General features: G+C 69.5%; 13 protein-coding genes. 7 read left to right on the forward strand and 6 right to left on the reverse strand.

What is annotated here, in order from left to right:
- Positions 1–60 precede the first annotated feature (60 nt).
- From OG589_RS04390 to OG589_RS04400, 3 genes are all read left to right on the forward strand, one after another.
- Positions 61–4,008 (forward strand): ThuA domain-containing protein, encoded by a 3,948-nt coding sequence (locus OG589_RS04390; RefSeq protein WP_405146382.1) that lies wholly within the window; start codon positions 61–63, stop codon positions 4,006–4,008.
- Positions 4,009–4,136: 128 nt separating this feature from the next.
- On the forward strand, positions 4,137–4,742 hold the full coding sequence (locus tag OG589_RS04395; RefSeq protein WP_405146384.1) for a hypothetical protein: 606 nt from the start codon (positions 4,137–4,139) through the stop codon (positions 4,740–4,742).
- 200 nt (positions 4,743–4,942) lie between these two features.
- The gene (locus tag OG589_RS04400; protein ID WP_405146386.1) at positions 4,943–5,347 is read left to right on the forward strand and encodes a GIY-YIG nuclease family protein; all 405 of its coding nucleotides are present in this window, start codon (positions 4,943–4,945) and stop codon (positions 5,345–5,347) included.
- Between the two features lie 390 nt (positions 5,348–5,737).
- Here OG589_RS04400 and OG589_RS04405 read toward each other — a convergent pair whose 3' ends face one another.
- On the reverse strand, positions 5,738–6,433 hold the full coding sequence (locus tag OG589_RS04405; RefSeq protein WP_405146388.1) for an alpha/beta fold hydrolase: 696 nt from the start codon (positions 6,431–6,433) through the stop codon (positions 5,738–5,740).
- A gap of 84 nt (positions 6,434–6,517) precedes the next feature.
- On the opposite strand from OG589_RS04405, the gene OG589_RS04410 reads away from it, so the two are divergent.
- From OG589_RS04410 to OG589_RS04420, 3 genes are all read left to right on the forward strand, one after another.
- Positions 6,518–6,904: a VOC family protein gene (locus OG589_RS04410; protein ID WP_405146390.1), complete on the forward strand. Its 387-nt coding sequence runs from the start codon at positions 6,518–6,520 to the stop codon at positions 6,902–6,904.
- A gap of 628 nt (positions 6,905–7,532) precedes the next feature.
- Positions 7,533–8,048, forward strand: coding sequence for a hypothetical protein (locus OG589_RS04415; protein WP_405146391.1), 516 nt, complete (start codon positions 7,533–7,535; stop codon positions 8,046–8,048).
- Positions 8,049–8,237: 189 nt separating this feature from the next.
- On the forward strand, positions 8,238–8,882 hold the full coding sequence (locus OG589_RS04420) for a hypothetical protein (RefSeq protein WP_405146392.1): 645 nt from the start codon (positions 8,238–8,240) through the stop codon (positions 8,880–8,882).
- A gap of 86 nt (positions 8,883–8,968) precedes the next feature.
- On the opposite strand, the gene OG589_RS04425 is transcribed toward OG589_RS04420, so the two are convergent.
- Complete coding sequence (locus OG589_RS04425; RefSeq protein ID WP_405146394.1) at positions 8,969–9,202, reverse strand: cell division protein SepF; 234 nt, start codon at positions 9,200–9,202, stop codon at positions 8,969–8,971.
- A gap of 234 nt (positions 9,203–9,436) precedes the next feature.
- On the opposite strand from OG589_RS04425, the gene OG589_RS04430 reads away from it, so the two are divergent.
- Positions 9,437–9,586 carry a hypothetical protein gene (locus OG589_RS04430; RefSeq protein ID WP_405146395.1) on the forward strand — a complete coding sequence of 50 codons (150 nt, stop codon included), beginning with the start codon at positions 9,437–9,439 and terminating at the stop codon, positions 9,584–9,586.
- On the opposite strand, the gene OG589_RS04435 is transcribed toward OG589_RS04430, so the two are convergent.
- From OG589_RS04435 to OG589_RS04450, 4 genes are all read right to left on the reverse strand, one after another.
- Positions 9,564–10,577, reverse strand: coding sequence for an NAD-dependent epimerase/dehydratase family protein (locus OG589_RS04435; protein ID WP_405146397.1), 1,014 nt, complete (start codon positions 10,575–10,577; stop codon positions 9,564–9,566). The two genes, OG589_RS04430 and OG589_RS04435, sit on opposite strands and share 23 nt — an antisense overlap.
- A 60-nt stretch (positions 10,578–10,637) precedes the next feature.
- Complete coding sequence (locus OG589_RS04440) at positions 10,638–12,914, reverse strand: SulP family inorganic anion transporter (protein WP_405146399.1); 2,277 nt, start codon at positions 12,912–12,914, stop codon at positions 10,638–10,640.
- An 81-nt stretch (positions 12,915–12,995) separates the two neighbouring features.
- Entirely contained in the window at positions 12,996–14,984 is a 1,989-nt protein-coding gene (locus OG589_RS04445) for a hypothetical protein (RefSeq protein ID WP_405146400.1), read from the reverse strand.
- A gap of 183 nt (positions 14,985–15,167) precedes the next feature.
- On the reverse strand, positions 15,168–15,746 hold the full coding sequence (locus OG589_RS04450) for a YbhB/YbcL family Raf kinase inhibitor-like protein (RefSeq protein ID WP_405146402.1): 579 nt from the start codon (positions 15,744–15,746) through the stop codon (positions 15,168–15,170).
- Positions 15,747–15,750: the final 4 nt, after the last annotated feature.

A 15,750-nucleotide genomic window follows, 5' to 3' on the forward strand; every position in this document is an offset into this window, starting at 1 on the left:
GGCAGCAGTCAGTGCAAAGAGCAAAGAGCTCATGCTCAAACCACTCCCGGAGGAGCTGTTGTGACAGTTCACAAACATCGCACCTTAAGGTGGAGGGCCGCGACGGCGGCTCTCGCCCTGGGGGCGCTGCTCGCACCGGCGGCCCTGGCGTCGCCGGCGAGCGCGGACTCCGTCCCTGACGAGTTCAAGGTGCTCGTCTTCTCCAAGACGACCGGCTTCCGGCACGACTCGATCCCCAACGGCATCGCGGCGATCCAGAAGCTCGGCCAGGAGAATGGCTTCGGGGTCGACGCCACCGAGGACAGCACGAAGTTCACCGACGAGAACCTGGCGCAATACCAGGCCGTCATCTGGCTGTCCACCACGGGCGACCCGCTGAACACGCAGGACCAGCGGGACGCCTTCGAGCGCTACATCCAGCGGGGCGGCGGTTACGCCGGGATCCACGCGGCCGCCGACACCCACTACAGCTGGTCGTGGTACGGCAAGCTGGTCGGTGCGTACTTCAAGTCGCACCCGGCGATCCAGAACGCCACGGTCAAGGTCGAGGACCCCGCGCACCCGTCGACCAAGCACCTGCCGACGTCGTGGACGCGTAACGACGAGTGGTACGACTACCAGTCGAACCCTCGCAACACCGTGCACGTGCTGACGTCGATGGATGAGAAGTCCTACTCCGGCGCCACCATGGGCATCGACCACCCGAACTCGTGGTGCCAGGACTACGACGGCGGCCATTCGTGGTACACGGCGCTCGGCCACACCAAGGAGAGCTTCACCGAGGACAACTTCCTGAAGATGGTCCTCGGCGGCATCAAGACCGCCGCGGGTGTCGAGAAGGCCGACTGTGCGGCGTCGCAGAGCGGCAGCTTCGAGAAGGTCACCCTCGACAGCAGCAGGTCGGACCCGATGATGCTGGACGTCGCCAACGACGGCCGGGTCTTCTACATCGACCGGATGGGCGACGTCAAGATCATCAAGCCCGGCGGCGCCAAGGTGACGGCCGGTCACCTGAACGTGTTCACCGACAACGAGAGCGGCCTGCTCGGGGTGGCGCTGGACCGGAACTTCGACTCCAACCACTGGCTGTACCTGTTCTACTCGCCCGCGGGTAGTGAGAACGTTGACCGGCTGAGCCGGTTCACCGTCACCGGCGACACCATCGACATGTCGAGTGAGAAGAAGGTCCTCGACGTGCCGGTGCAGCGGGCCGAGTGCTGCCACCACGGCGGCGGCATGGTGATGGACCCCAAGACCGGTGACCTGTACCTGGCTACGGGTGACAACACCAACCCGTTCGCCTCGGACGCCTACTCCCCGCACGATGAGCGGCCGGGCCGTGCGGCCTGGGACGCGCAGCGCAGCTCGGGCAACACCAACTCCCTGAGCGGCAAGCTGCTGCGGATCCACCCCGAGGCGGACGGCACGTACACCGTCCCCGAGGGCAACCTGTTCGCACCGGGCACCGCGAAGACCAAGCCCGAGATCTACGGCATGGGCTTCCGCAACCCGTTCCGGATCGGCATGGACCCGAAGACCGGGCACCCGCTGGTCGCCGACTACGGCCCTGACGCCGGGGCTCCGAGCCCCACGCGTGGTCCGGAGAACGCCGTGGAGTGGAACCTGGTCACCAGGCCGGGTAACTACGGCTGGCCGTACTGCCTCGGCCCCAACAAGGCGTACATCAAGTACGACTTCGCGACCGGGAAGTCGGGCGAGACGTTCGACTGCGATGCGCCGGTCAACAACTCGCCCAACAACACCGGCCTGACCAACCTGCCGCCGGCGATCCCGGCGACGATCTGGTACCACTACCAGACCGACCCGAACAACTTCCCCGAGCTCAACGGCGGCGCGCCGATGGCGGGCCCGGTCTACCGGTACGACGAGAACCTGAAGTCGGACGTGAAGTGGCCGGCGTACTGGGACAACAAGGCGCTGTTCGGCGAGTGGAACAACAACAAGATGTTCTCGTTCCAGCTGAACGAGGACAGCACCAAGCTTGTCAAGATCAACCAGATCCTCAAGTCCATGAGCTTCAAGCGGCCCATGGACATCAAGTTCGGCCCCGACGGGGCGATGTACCTGATCGAGTGGGGATCGGGGTTCAACGGTAACAACGCCGACTCCGGCATCTACCGGATCGAGTACCGCAAGGGCGACCAGCAGCAGGGCGACCAGCGCCCGGTGGTGACCGCGTCGGCGAACCCGACGTCGGGCATCGCTCCGCTGAAGGTCGACTTCACCGCATCGGCCACCGACCCGGGTAACCTGTCGCTCACCTACAAGTGGGACTTCGGGGTGGCGGGAGCTCCGCAGCCGACGACCGCGAACGCGAGCTACACCTACACCGTGCCGGGTACGTACACGGCCGCGGTCACCGTGACCAACTCCGAGGGCGCGGCGACGACCAAGCAGATCTCGATCAAGGTGGACGCGCCGAACACGATTTGCCTGGCCGGACGTTCCGACGACTTCAACGGGACGGAGCTCGACCGCAACCGCTGGTCGGTCATCCGGGAGAACCAGGGCCTCAAGGTCGAAGACGGCAACCTCGTGATCCCGACGTCGAACACCGACATCTACGGGGACAACGCCGGCTCGCCGAACATCGTGGTGCAGCCGGCGCCGTCGGGTGCCTGGATGGCCACGACCAAGGTCACGCTCAACGCCCGTGACGCGTACCAGCAGGCGGGCCTGATCCTGTACGGCGACGACGACAACTACGCCAAGATGGTGCTGCAGGCCCGCGGCACCAACAGCAAGGCCAACCGGATCTTCCAGTTCATCCGCGAGGAGAACGGCGATCCGAAGGAAGTGACGGCGAGCAACACGGCGCAGCTCGGGGACGCCTTCCCCGACACCGCGTACGTGCGGTTCATCTCCGACGGCACCAACCTGACCGCGCACTACTCGGCGGACGGCGTCAGCTTCACCGCGATGCCGGAGACGAAGAAGCTCGCAGGGATCAACAACCCGAAGATCGGCCTGTTCTCCATCGCCGGCACCGGCAACCGTCCGGTGATCAACGCCTACTTCGACTGGTTCCACATCACCCCCGATGACACGGCGACCAAGCCGGCTCCCAACGACGAGTTCGACGGCACCGAGCTCAACACCTGCCGCTGGGACGCGAGCGTGCGCTACAACGCATCGGCCGTGCGGGTGAAGGATGGCAACCTGGAGATCGACACCGAAAAGGGAGACATCTACGGGTCGGACAACAGCGATGCGAAGAACTTCATCCTGCAGACGGCGCCGGACGGCGACTGGACGCTGGAGACCAAGATCGACGGATCGGCGCTCAACGAGCAGTACCAGCAGGGCGGCCTGATCGTCTACGCCGGTGACGACGACTACGTGAAGTTCGACTACGTCATCGACAACCAGCCCGGGGCGGCCGTGGTGCGCAGGATCGAACTGCGCAGCGAGGTCGGCGGCGTGGTCCAGGACCCGCAGCCGCAGGTCAGCAATCTCACCAGCGGCGTGTGGTGGCTGCGGATGAAGAAGGAAGGCGACACCTTCCACGGCTACTACTCCTCCAACGGCACCGACTGGACCGAGATCGGTGTGAACGGCACGCCGACCGCGGTCAAGAACAGCAAGGTCGCAGGCGGTGCGAAGGTCGGTCTGTTCGCCTTCGGCGCCAACCAGACGGCGTCGAAGACGGCCAAGTTCGACTACTTCCACCTCAGCAAGGACGGCGATGACTCTCCTGCCGTTCCGCTGACCGTGACCGCCTCGTCCCGCTGTGTGGGCACGTCGGCGTACGTGGCGGTGACGGCCGTCAACGGCGGCGATGTGCCGGCGACCGTGACGCTGACGACCCCGTACGGTGCCAAGACCGTGGCGGACGTGGCCACGGGCAAGCAGGCGTACCAGTCCTTCAACGCGCGGGCCGGACAGATCGGCGCGGGCAAGGTGACTGTCACGGGAACCGCGACGATCGATGGCAAGAAGGTCACCTCGTCCTACGAGGCCGACTACACCGCGATCAGCTGCGGCTGACCGGGCCGGCGGTGGCCACGGTGTACGCGCCGGGGACGCCGCCGTAGTGAACAGGGGCCTGGCCGTACCGATCGGCCTACCCGCCCCCATAGATGGAGCAATCACATGAAACCAAGAAAGCTGCCCAGATGCTGGCCGTGTCGGTGCTCGGTCTTGCGCTTGCCGGCGTGGCCGGTCCCGCAGTGGCGGCCGACGACCCCGGCGACGGCATCGACGTGTCGGTGACCATCGAGCCCACCACCACTCCCGGTCAGGTGTCGATGACCGTGGCGGACAACAGCGGAGTGTCCCTCCAGGAGAACGGCTCCGACGCCGCCGCCCGCCAGTTCACCGGCACCACGCCGACGGTCACGGTGACCGACGCCCGCAGTCCCGAGGAGATCCCCGCGGGAGACTTCTGGGCGGTCGTCGGCCAGGCCGGCCAGTTCACCGCGACCGGCGACCCCGCCAAGACCATCGGCTCGGAGTACCTGGGATGGACCCCGCGCCTGCTGACCGACTCCTCCACCGGGGCGGTGGAGGCCGGTGAGCCCGTCTCCAGTGTGATCTCCGACGGCACCGACGCCCCCGCCGTGGGTCTGCAGGGCCAGGAGATGCTCGTCTCGACCGCGAACTCCGCTGGCGAGATCGGCACCTGGGAGGTCAACGCCGACCTGGCCCTGCGGACTGCGGTCGACGTCGCCGCCGGGGAGTACCACTCGACCCTGACGCTTTCGCTGTTCAACCAGTCCTGAGCCGGAGGCGGGACGCCACTCGACCCGATGAGCGTGAGGAGGAGGCCGCGCGCCGGGAGTTCGAGCGGGAGAAGGTCCGGCTGCGCAAGGAGGAGGCTCACTACAAGGCGGCGCTGGCCAAGCTGATCGTCAAGGGGGACGAGGCCGGAGCGGAGGAGCTGAAGGCGAAGCTGGAGGAGATCGGCGCGGCGGTCAGTGACGTGGAGGCGCGCGAGGCCAACGTCCGGGCGGGCTACGTGTACGTGATCTCCAACGTCGGCGCGTTCGGCAAGGACAAGATCGGCATGACCCGGCGCTTGGAGCCGGAGGACCGGGTGCGGGAGCTGGGGGATGCCTTGGTGCCGTTCAGGTTCGACACGCACGCACTGATCTTCAGCGACGACGCGGTCGGGCTGGAGGGGCGGCTGCACGCCGCGTTGAACGATCGGCGGGTCAATAGGGTCAATCTGCGGCGGGAGTTCTTCCATGCCACGCCCGCGGAGGTCAGGGATCTGCTGGAGCAGATCGCGGGCCAGCATCTGCTGGAGTATCGGGACGTTCCCGAGGCTTTGGAGTGGCGGCAGTCGGTTCACACAGCGGTGGGGGAGGGGGAGGTGCGCGTCTGACGGCATTGCCCGGGGGCACATCGGGGGCACATGGCGTTGGAAGACGGTGGAGGGCAGTGGCAGAGGACGGCAGCGTTATTGCAGGTCAGAGAGCAGGCCGCTGAGTGAGCCGCAGGTCAGAGGTGGGCGGGATCAGAACCCGGCCTACAGGCCGACTCGCCCGCCTCTTACGCTTCTGAGCATGGGATTCCTTGATCCCTACCTAGCCGGAGTCGGCACCAAGTCAGCTCTGCTCGTGCCCTCCAGACCGCCGTGCGTTTGCAGGCGGCAGCCCACCGCTCGTCATGGACGGGGTGAAGCGCCCAGCCGCCCGGGCCTGCTCCAGAGCTGTGGCGCCCGGCAACGCGCCGGGCTTGACGTGAGCGCGGAGTAGGGGTCGGGGCGAAGGGCTCATGGCTTGGTCTCGTCGAGGAGGATGTGGGCCAGATCGCGGGGCTGGGAGAACATAGGCCAGTGGCCGGTGTTCATCTCGACCAGTCGCCAGTGCTCGCTGGTCAGCAGCGCGGCCACGTCATCGGTGGGCTCGTCGCCGTCGAGCAGGCATTTGATGTACGTCGCCGGAAGCTCGCCGAGTGGCCGTGACAGCACGGCGGGCTCGGTCAGTGTGGCTCCCGGATGCGGTGTGGAACCGCCCACGATGCGGGTGATCTGTGCGCTGGTGAGCCCCTGGCCGTCGCAGTCGGCCGTGGTGAGCGGTGCCCAGAAGCCGCCGTGCTCCGCGATCGAGGCCTCCACCATCGCCTTGCCGTCCGGCCAGCCGGACACGAACGACGCGCCGTCGGCCGGAACGTTGGAGTCGACGAAGACCACGCGGGCAAGCCGGTCGCCGATCCGCTCGGCGGCCTGACCGACCGGGATGCCCGAGTAGCTGTGCCCGACCAGGATGACGTCGTGAAGATCGCGGCGTTCGACCTCGTCGACGATGTCCTGGACGTGGGTCTGCTGCCCGGCGGGGACGCCTTGCTTGTCGGCGAGGCCGGAAAGCGTCAACGGGTGAGCACCGTGGCCGGCCGCACGCAGCTCAGGCACCACCTCGTCCCACGCCCACGATCCGAGCCACGCGCCCGCTACCAGTACGAATTCCATGATGGCAACGTACCGAAGCGTTCCGACATTTCCGTGCCAGGTTGTCCGCGCGTAGGCCAGGATTATCTGCAGCATTATGGTGTCATGGCTCGGATCAAGGATGTCGTGGTCGATTGCCGGCACCCCGCGTCGGTCGCGCGGTTCTGGGCGGCCGTCCTGGACGGTTACGAGGTGGCTCCGTACGACGAGGCCGAACTGGAGCGGCTGCGAAGCATGGGGATCGATGACCCGGAAGACGACCCGACGGTGCTGGTCGAGGCTCGGCCGGGTGTCACGCCGCGTTTCTTCTTCCAACTCGTTCCAGAACCCAAGACGGCCAAGAACCGGGTCCACCTCGACCTCGCGTGCGACGACATCGACGCGGAACTGAAGCGACTGATCGCCCTCGGCGCCCGGGTAGTGGCCACAGAGGAGCACTGGATCGTGCTGGCCGACCCCGAGAACAACGAATTCTGCCTCCACGGCCCATGATGATGTGGGTTTCCCGGCACACTGGCTTGCCGAGTGGGGGCTGGTTTCCTTTTCTGTCGTGACGAGAACGGTGCGTTCGAGGGATTCCGATCGGCGGGCGGAGATATTCGTTGCGACGTCTGAATGACAAGCTCTCTGTGGTGGCTCCTGGGTTCAGTTCCGTTGGCGGGGCGGGCGGATATTCATTTGTCCTCCCGTAGGGCCCCCTCTACCGGAAGGACGCACCTGTAAGGCCTGTTCGTGCTGGTCGGCGGGGTATTCAGGTGCATGTCTGAAAAGCCCAGAGCCTGCAGGAAAGTCCATCAATGTGATTTATGGTGCACTGTTGCCTGGTCGAAGGGCCTTGGCGATCGCGCTGGGACATGGCGTCATGGCTTCTTTTATTTATTGTGGCGTCTGTTTTCTCTATCGGTACTTCAGTGCTGCGTTGTAGGTTCGCTGAATGGGTATTCCCTGGTCGCAGTGCCGCCATGGCGACACGAAGAAGGTCCGATTCATCGGAATTCAAGCGATATGGGGGAACCGAGTGATTCCTCGGGAAAAAGGCTCTTTCATAGGTAAGCCCGCGTGGACTCTGGCGGTCGCGACGGCGATCACCGGCGGATTCGTCGCACTGTCGTGCCCGGCCATGGCCCACGCCGGCACGGAAGCGCGGAGCGTCACCGGGCAGCGGGTGTCGTACGGCCACGCTGCCGCCGGCGTCGGCGCCGGCCAGCTGAAGCCGGTCGGTGATGACGACGACGAGGACGGCAAGGGCAAGTGCCCGAAGAAGTGCCATCCCGGCCCTCCTGGTCCTCCCGGGCCTCGGGGCCGCAGCGATGGCATCGACTCGGCGCTGGCCACACCGACTGGCGCGCTCGGCCCCGTCAAGTACATCGCGCTTGCCCAGGGAAACGGTCCGACCTTCGTCCGGGACCCCTCGTCGGTCGCGCCGAACGCGTTCTGGCACGACCTGTCCTCGCTGACGGGCTACCCCGGCAACGTGACGGACGTCAGCCTGACGGCGGTGCCGACCACCAACACCCTGCACATCACGCTGCGGACCCTGACCGGTCAGGTCGTCCAGACGACCTGCCTCGTCACCGTGAACGCGACCTGGCCCGGCATCTGCAGCGCCTTCGTCAACTCCACGCCACCGCTCTAGGCCTGACCAGGGCTTTCGGAGTGACAGCGCGTGCCGTGCCCGGGGATGTCCCGGGTACGGCGCCGTCAGTCATCACGACACCTTCCGCCCGACCGTCTGTCAGGCCTAAGGGGAATTCAAGTGATATGGGGGAACCGAGTGACTCCTCGGGAAAATGGTCCGTCCGCAGGTAGGACCGCATGGACCCTGGTGGTCGCGACCGCGGTCACCGGCGGGTTCGTCGCGCTGTCCAGCCCGGCAACGGCCGGCGTCAGCGCGGAAGGGAAGAGCGTTGCCGGGCACCGGGCGGCGGCCGGCGTCGTCCAGGCCGCCACCGGCCTCTGGTGGAGGACCGCCAGGAGGTGCGACCACGACGACCGGAGTCGTGACAAGGAGAATGGCTGCCCCGAGGGTCCTCCCGGGCCCAGGGGACGGGTCGACGGTGTCGACTCGGCGCTGGTCACGCCGACGGGCGTGACGACCGGGCCCGTGCGGTACGTCGCGGAGACCCAGGCCAACGGGGCGACCCTGGTCCGGGACCCCACGTCGGTCGGGCCGAACCCGTTCTGGCACGACCTGTCCTCGCTGGCGGGCTACCCCGGCGACGTCACGGGTGTGACTCTGACGGCGGCCCCGCAGTTGCCGGCGGCGGCGAGCGCGGCGAAGCGGCCCGGCAAGGCCCCGGGTGCCGCCGGCACGGGTGTCACTCTGCTGGTGGCGCCGGCCACCAACCAGCTGCTCGTCACGGTGCGGGCCAAGACCGGCCAGGTGGCGGAGACGTCGTGCGGCCTCACCCCGAACGTCGTCTGGCCGGGCAACTGCACGGCCTTCGTCAACGTCACCCCGCCACTGTGAACCTGGCCGGGGCTCAGGCGTGACCGCGCGGGTGCCGTATCCGGAAGCTTCCGGGTGCGGCACCGCCGTTCCCGCCGAAGGCCGGCTCAGGCGTTGATGACCACGCCCGAGGGGACCAGCAGGAAGACCTTGGGCGCGATGCGTTCCATGTCGCCGCGGCGCCCGAAGACCAGGCCCACCGCGAAGTCGAGGAGTGGTTTGGCGTCCGCGTCCGACATTCCGGTGAGGTCCATGACCACGGGCAGCCCCTTGCGGAAGAAGTGCCCCACGTAGACGACCTCGTCGTAGTCCTGCGGGCGCAGCGTCTTCAACATGGTCATGTCAGGTGGAGGGCCCGCAGTGGTCCTCTTGGACTCGCGCTCGTCGGGACCAGCGGTCCCTGGGGGGTCTGCCACGGTCCAGACGTTAACACCCGTAGATCGCCCCTAGAACGCGTACGGTTCAAAACCCCTCGAAGGGGGTCAGGTGACTACGTGCCGGGGGTTCCGGCGCACTAGTCAACCACCCGGCCCTCCGCACGCCCGTACAGCTCACCGAGCGCGCCCGCGAAGGCGGTGCCGGTCGTACTCCCCGCTGCCGAGGCCATGGCCATCGGGCTCACCCACGCCGTCCTCGGCCCGGGTGAGCCACTGCGCGAGAGCGTGCACGACAGCCCCCGTGACGGGCCGCGTGCGGGCGAGGTCAGCCGGCGTCCCACTCGCTGAGGATGCGGGCCTCCTTGTCGGGTGCCAGGCCGTGCCGCCGCCAGTGGGGGAGGCGGCGCTCCAGCTCGGCGTGATCGCGGTCTTTCAGCCAGTGCCACGTGTCGCGCACGGTCTCGGCGACCGGGCGGCACCGCAGCCCCGCCGCCTCGGCCTTGGCGGTGGAGACGTCCCAGGTGCCGACCTCGCCGGGGGTGGACGGGATCCAGAGGGGAAGCTCGGTCCACGGCTCGACCTCGCGGGCGAGCAGGAACTCGTCGTCGATCCAGACCAGCTCGGGGCTCGCGCCGGTGACCTCGGCGCAGTCGGCCAGCCACCGGCCGAACGTGGTGTTGCCGGCGGGCCCGGTGGTGAGGAAACGGTCGTTCACCCCCTTGGCCGCCTGGTCGACGGTGAAGATCGCGATATCACGGGCGTCGATGAGCTGCATCGGGAGGCCGGGGTCGCCGGGGGCCACGACCCGGCCGCCACGGGAGACGCGCCGCAGCCAGGCGGGCAGGCGGCCGACGTTCTCCCATGGGCCGAGGATCAGCCCCGGCTGGATGATCAGCGCGTTTCCGTCGAAGTACTTCTCCACGGCCCGCTCACAGCCGGCCTTGAGGACGCCGTAGTCGCCATCCTCCGGGCCGGCGTCGGGCGAGCACTCCCACAGGGGAGCGGACTCGTCGACGCGCTTGGCCGGCCAGTCGGAGATGGCCGAGATGGTGGAGATGAACGCGTAGGTGGCGGCATGCCCCGACAGGGCGCGCGCGGAGTCGGCGACCACCCGCGGAGTGAAGCCGCACACGTCGATGACCGCGTCCCACTCGCGTCCCTCGGCGAGCGCTTCGAGGTCCGCGGGGACCTCACGGTCGCCGCGGACGGCCGTCACCCCGGGCAGATCGTCTCCGGACCTGCCCCTGTTGAAGGTCGTGACCTCGTGCCCCTGCCGCAGGGCCTCTTCGACGATGGCCCGGCCGAGGAACACCGAACCGCCGATCACCAGGATTCTCATGGCGACCACTCTCGACCCGTGGCCGCCTTCCGCCGAGAACTTTCACGGTGAGCGAATCCGCTACGAGCGGACGCTCGCCACCGGAGTGAAGCCTTGGCGGTCGAGCACGTGCACGCGCGCCGCGCCGATGTCGAAGTACAGGCCGACCAGTTGCAGCCGCCCCGAATCCTCCAGGCCGGCCACCGAGGGGTACGTGCGGAGATTGTCGAGCTGCTGCGCGACGTTCACCCGGCACAGCCTGTCGAGCGGCCCCTCGTCCTCGCCGGTGCTGTCGGACAGCACATAACGCGCGAGCGTGTGGTCGCCGTGGCGCAGCCAGCGTTCGAGCCCCGGCAGCCCGCCGGTCTGCTCCCCGGCGCTCAGCACGGCGGCCATCGCCCCGCAGCCGGAGTGCCCGCAGACCGTGATGGTGCGGACGTCGAGTGCGGTGGTGGCGTACTCGATGGCCGCCACCACCGAGTCGTCCGGGGGAGAGGCGCCGTGCCTCGGCACGAGGTTGCCGACGTTGCGCACGGTGAACAGGTCGCCGGGGCCGCTCGCGGTGATCAGGTTGGGCACCACCCGGGAGTCGGCACAGGTGATGAACAGGTGCGAGGGCTCCTGCCTGCGCGCCATGCGGTGCAGGAACGGCCGTACCAGGGGCGCGGTGCTCCGCTGGAAGTCGATGGCGCCGGCCAGCAGGTCGGGCACGGCGTCCGCGCGCGACCCAGGCCCGCCGGGCTCGGCACGGGAAGGCACCCAGACGCCGTCGTGCCGCACCGGGATGCTGGACAGCGGCCCGCCCCGCCGGTAGGCGCGGGGGAGCCACCAGCGGTCGGGGGCCCGCGGCGGCGTCTTCGCCGAGGAGACGCGGGTGCCGCCCGCCGCCGAGGTGTACCACTCGTCGTGGATCTCGTCGATGGTGATGGTGCCGCCCGCCCGCTCGTGCTCGAGGCGCCAGCCGTGCAACGCCTCGAAGGCGGCGTTGTCCATGAAGTCCACGTTGAGGTCGAGGTCGACCGCGGCGCCCGCCGGGATCGCCCGCAGGTTGTCGGTGAGGCGCGGCACGCCCACGAAGGTCAGCGAGCCGGTCACCACGACGTGCCATCGGTCGTCCGGCTCCAGGCGCACCTGGACCGACACCCTGGTCAGACGGCGCAGCGCCGACAGCGCGGCGAGCCCGAGGCCGATCAGCACCCCCTCGGCGAGGCCTATGACGACGACGGCGCCCATGGTCAGGATGTAGACCGGCAGCTCGCCCTGCCCGTGCAGGCCGCGCATCGTGCCGAGGTTGACCATGCGCACGCCGATGAAGACGAGCAGGGCCGCCAGAGCCTCCATCGGGATCAGCGTGACCATCCAGCCGAAGCAGACGGCGAACAGCAGCACCCACACGCCGTGCAGGACGGTGGACCACCGGCTGCGCGCCCCGGCCTTGACGTTGGTGGTCGTGCGGACGATCACCCCCGCGACCGGCAGGCCGCCGAGGGCCCCCGACACGACGTTGGCCATGCCCTGCCCCGTCAGCTCGCGGTCGAGGTCGGAGCGGGGGCCGTCGTGCTGCCGGTCGGCGGCCACCGAGCACAGCAGCGACTCGACGCCGGCCAGCAGCGCGACCAGCAGCACGGCGCCGGCGATGCCGTGCCAGTCACCGCTCGGCATGGCCGGCGACGCCCACTCGCTGAAGCCCTTGGACAGGTCGGCCCTGGCGATGTCCCAGCCGAACACCCCGGCCGTCAGCGCGGCGATGGCCAGCGCCGCGAGCGGGGCGGGCAGCATGTTCAGGCGCGGCAGGCGCGGCCACAGCAGCAGCACCGTGATGGTCAGCACGCCGACCGCCACGGCGTGGCTGTGGTTGTTCACGATCTGGTTCGGCAGCTCGATGAGGTTCTCCACGGCGGACTTCTGCGACTGCCCGCCGAGCACCACGTGGAGCTGGGACAGGGCGATGACCACGCCGACGCCGGCGAGCATGCCGTGGACCACCGCCGGCGAGACGGCCAGCGCCGTCCTCGCGACCTTGAACGCGCCGAGCACGAGCTGCAGCACTCCGGCGGCCAGAGTGATCATGCAGGTGGCGCGCCAGCCGTACGTGCGCACGAGCTCGCCGACGACGAGGGCGAGCCCGGCCGCGGGACCGCTGACCTGCACGACCGACCCGCCGAGCGGCCCGGCCACCAGGCCGCCGACCACGGCGGCTATCAGACCCGCGATGAGCGGCGCCCCGCAGGTCACGGCTATGCCGAGGGAGAGGGGCACGGCGACCAGGAAGACCACCAGCGAGGCCGGGAGGTCGTGCCTGAGCACCGAGGAAATACGCTCGGTCCTTGAACGGCTACGCTGCGTGTCCTCGGTCATGAGCCGACCATACGACGCGACGGCCGTTTGATTAAGCCTTTGGCCGCCGCGTTTTATATATGACGGGAGAACACTGATCGATCAGCGGTAGTAGTCGGGATAGTCCGTCTCGCCCCGCCGGCGGTGGCCGCCGCGCGAGGGCGACGCCTGTGACGACTGCGTCGACTGGGTGGTCGGCGCCGGCTGGTCGGGCCCTGGGCCGCCGTTCGCGCCGGTTCCGTAGAGCTCGCCGTACGAGGGCCAGCTCCCCCCGGAGTTCTGGACCGGCTGGGGCCAGCCGGGGGACGTCGCTCCCGGCGCCGCGTAGCGCTCGGCGTCGTAGCCGGGGTAGCCCTGACCGGCCGCGGGCTCGTCGCCCGCGAGCGGCAGGTCGCGCCCGGTGGGCGTCTCGTACGCGGGGACCGCGCGGGACGGCCCCGTCGGCAGGCCGGACGCGGGAGTCGGCCCGTTCACCGAGTCGGAGTCGTCGATGGTGGCCCAGCCCGGGCGCACCTCGTACGAGGGTGCCGGTGAGGCGGGAGGCGCGGACGGGGCGGCGGCGTACCCGTCGCGGGCGGCGTACCCGTCGTAGGTGGGCAGCTGGTAGTCCGCCGCCTTCCACGTCTCCTTGGAGGTGCCGGCCGCCGGGGTCGGCTCGTCGAGGATGTCGTACAGGCCGGTCGCCGGGTAGGCGGCCTGCGCCGGCCAGGAGCCTCCGGCGGGGAAGTCGCCGGTCGCCCCGGGAGCCGCCGGGCCGGTGCCGAGCGGGTCGTACGACGCGGCGGCAGGGACGGACCCGCTGCCGCGGGAGCCGCCCGCCGCGCGGGGTGTCTCGTACGAGCCGGTCGAGGAGCGGCCGGCGTCGAATGGGCCGGTCGCGCTGTTCGGGGTGTCCAGGGGGCCGGCCGGACGGGAGCCGCCGGAGCGCGGGCTCTTGGACGCCGGACCACCGGATACGGGACCGCCGGACAGCGCGCCGCTGGACAGCGGATCGTTCGCGAGCGAGCCGGTGGGGTGCGGGGCGGCGGAGAGCGGGCCGGTGGTCAAGGGGCCGGACAGCGGGTCGTGCGCGGGATCCGTGGCGGGGCGGCCCGCCGTGAACGGGCCCGTGACGTCACGGGAGGCGTCGGCGCGGGCGGCGTCGGGCCGCGCGGTGGCGGCACGTCCGGGCTCGGCGATCCTGCCCGAGCCGCCGCGCCTTGCGTCGGTGCGCCGGGAGTCGGTGGTGCGGCCGGGGGCGGTGCGCCCGGGGTCGCCGCCCGCGTCGGAGCGGCGGCGGGGCTTCGCGCGCGAGTCCGCGACGCCGAGCGGGTCGGCGGGGTCGGGCCGCGAGCCGCGACGGCTGCGCGAGGACGGCTGCGGGGTGCCGATCGCGCCGAGCACGTCGGCCGCCGACGCGGCGGGGGTCTGGGGAACGGGGGCCGAGAAGGTGACGGTGCGATCAGACGCCGCGGCGGCGGAGGGCGTGACGTTGCGCGAGGGTTCCACCAGGTCGGCGAGGCCGGCCGGCCGGGTGGGAAGGGCCGCCTGGACGGTGGCGGCGTTCGCGTCGACGCCTTCTTCCTTGGGCTCCTTGGGCGAGGCGGCCTTGGCGGGAGCGGGTGCGGAGTTGGACGGAGAGGACACGTCGGGGCGGCTCGCTCCCATGCGAGCCGCGATGGTGCCTCCGAAGGCGCCGTCGTCGGCGCGGACCCGGCTCCAGTAGTCGTCGTCGTAGTCGTCGGCGTCGCCCCACTCGTCGACGCCGCGGCGGCCACGGGAGGAGGCGGCCTGCTTGCCGCGGGGAGCCGGACGGCCGCCGGGGCGCCCGGCGGGACGCGAAGCGGGCCTTCCGTTGCCCGGGCGCAGGCGCGCGGTCGCCCGCTCGGGCTCCTGGAAGGCGTCGAAGCCCTCGGGGAAGCTCTCGAAGAACGTCTCCTCGGCGGGACGCCCGGGGCGCTTGGCGTTCGGGTCGTCCGCCTGCTCGGCCATCTTGCGCAGCCGCTCAGGAGGCAGGTTGCTCTCCCGGCGGTTCATCGACCGCATGCCGAGTGCCACGACCACCAGGACGAGGAGCACGACGGCGACGAGGCCAAAAATGACCGCGATCATTGCACCACCTTCATGGCCATGGCCTTCCAGTGGCGCTGGTGAGATCGCGCGGCCATCGACGCGACCTTCCCCCGTTGACCACCTGCGCTCCGGGATTGCATCTGATTCTGTCCGACCACTATGACCGTTGTCACACCCTACGAGAAGATCTGGTATCCATAACTACCTCTGGTGCTCAGCATGTCACTCGATGTGGGCCGCCGAGAGGCGTCCCCGAGCGATCGTGTGCCGGGCGATGTCCTCCAGCGTCTCGCGGAGGGCGGCGCCCTCCTTGCGCTCGATCTTGGAGTCGAGCGCGTAGACACTGAAACGATAGGTGTCATCGGGCCGGCACGGGGGCGAGTAGCCCACCTTGCCGCTCGACGTCAGACCCTGGACGGCGCCCCTGGGCACGCTGTTCTGCGCGAGCTCGGTGGTGAGCGGGTCGATGTCGAACAGCACCCAGTGCACCTCCGCCGCTCCTTGCGCGTTGTTCGCGTCGATCACCAAGGCGATCGACCTGGTCTCCTTCTGCGGCACACCCGACCACCTCAGGGGCGGGTTGCCGACCTTTCCCGTGCAGGAATACTCGGCCGGGAGGGGGGCCCCGTCGCGGAACCGGGGGCTGGAGACGCTGAGCCCGTCCAGCGACCTCTCGGTCGGTGAACCTGCGCCCACGATCCCGCAGCCCGCCGCCGCCGCCGCGACGACCGCCGCGATCACAGCGATACGCCCGCTGCGTCCCGTGCGCCCAACGCGCACGGACTTTCTCGGCTGCCCCATGCCC

Source organism: Sphaerisporangium sp. NBC_01403, assembly GCF_045040145.1.
GTDB classification, from domain to species: Bacteria; Actinomycetota; Actinomycetes; order Streptosporangiales; family Streptosporangiaceae; genus Sphaerisporangium; species Sphaerisporangium viridialbum.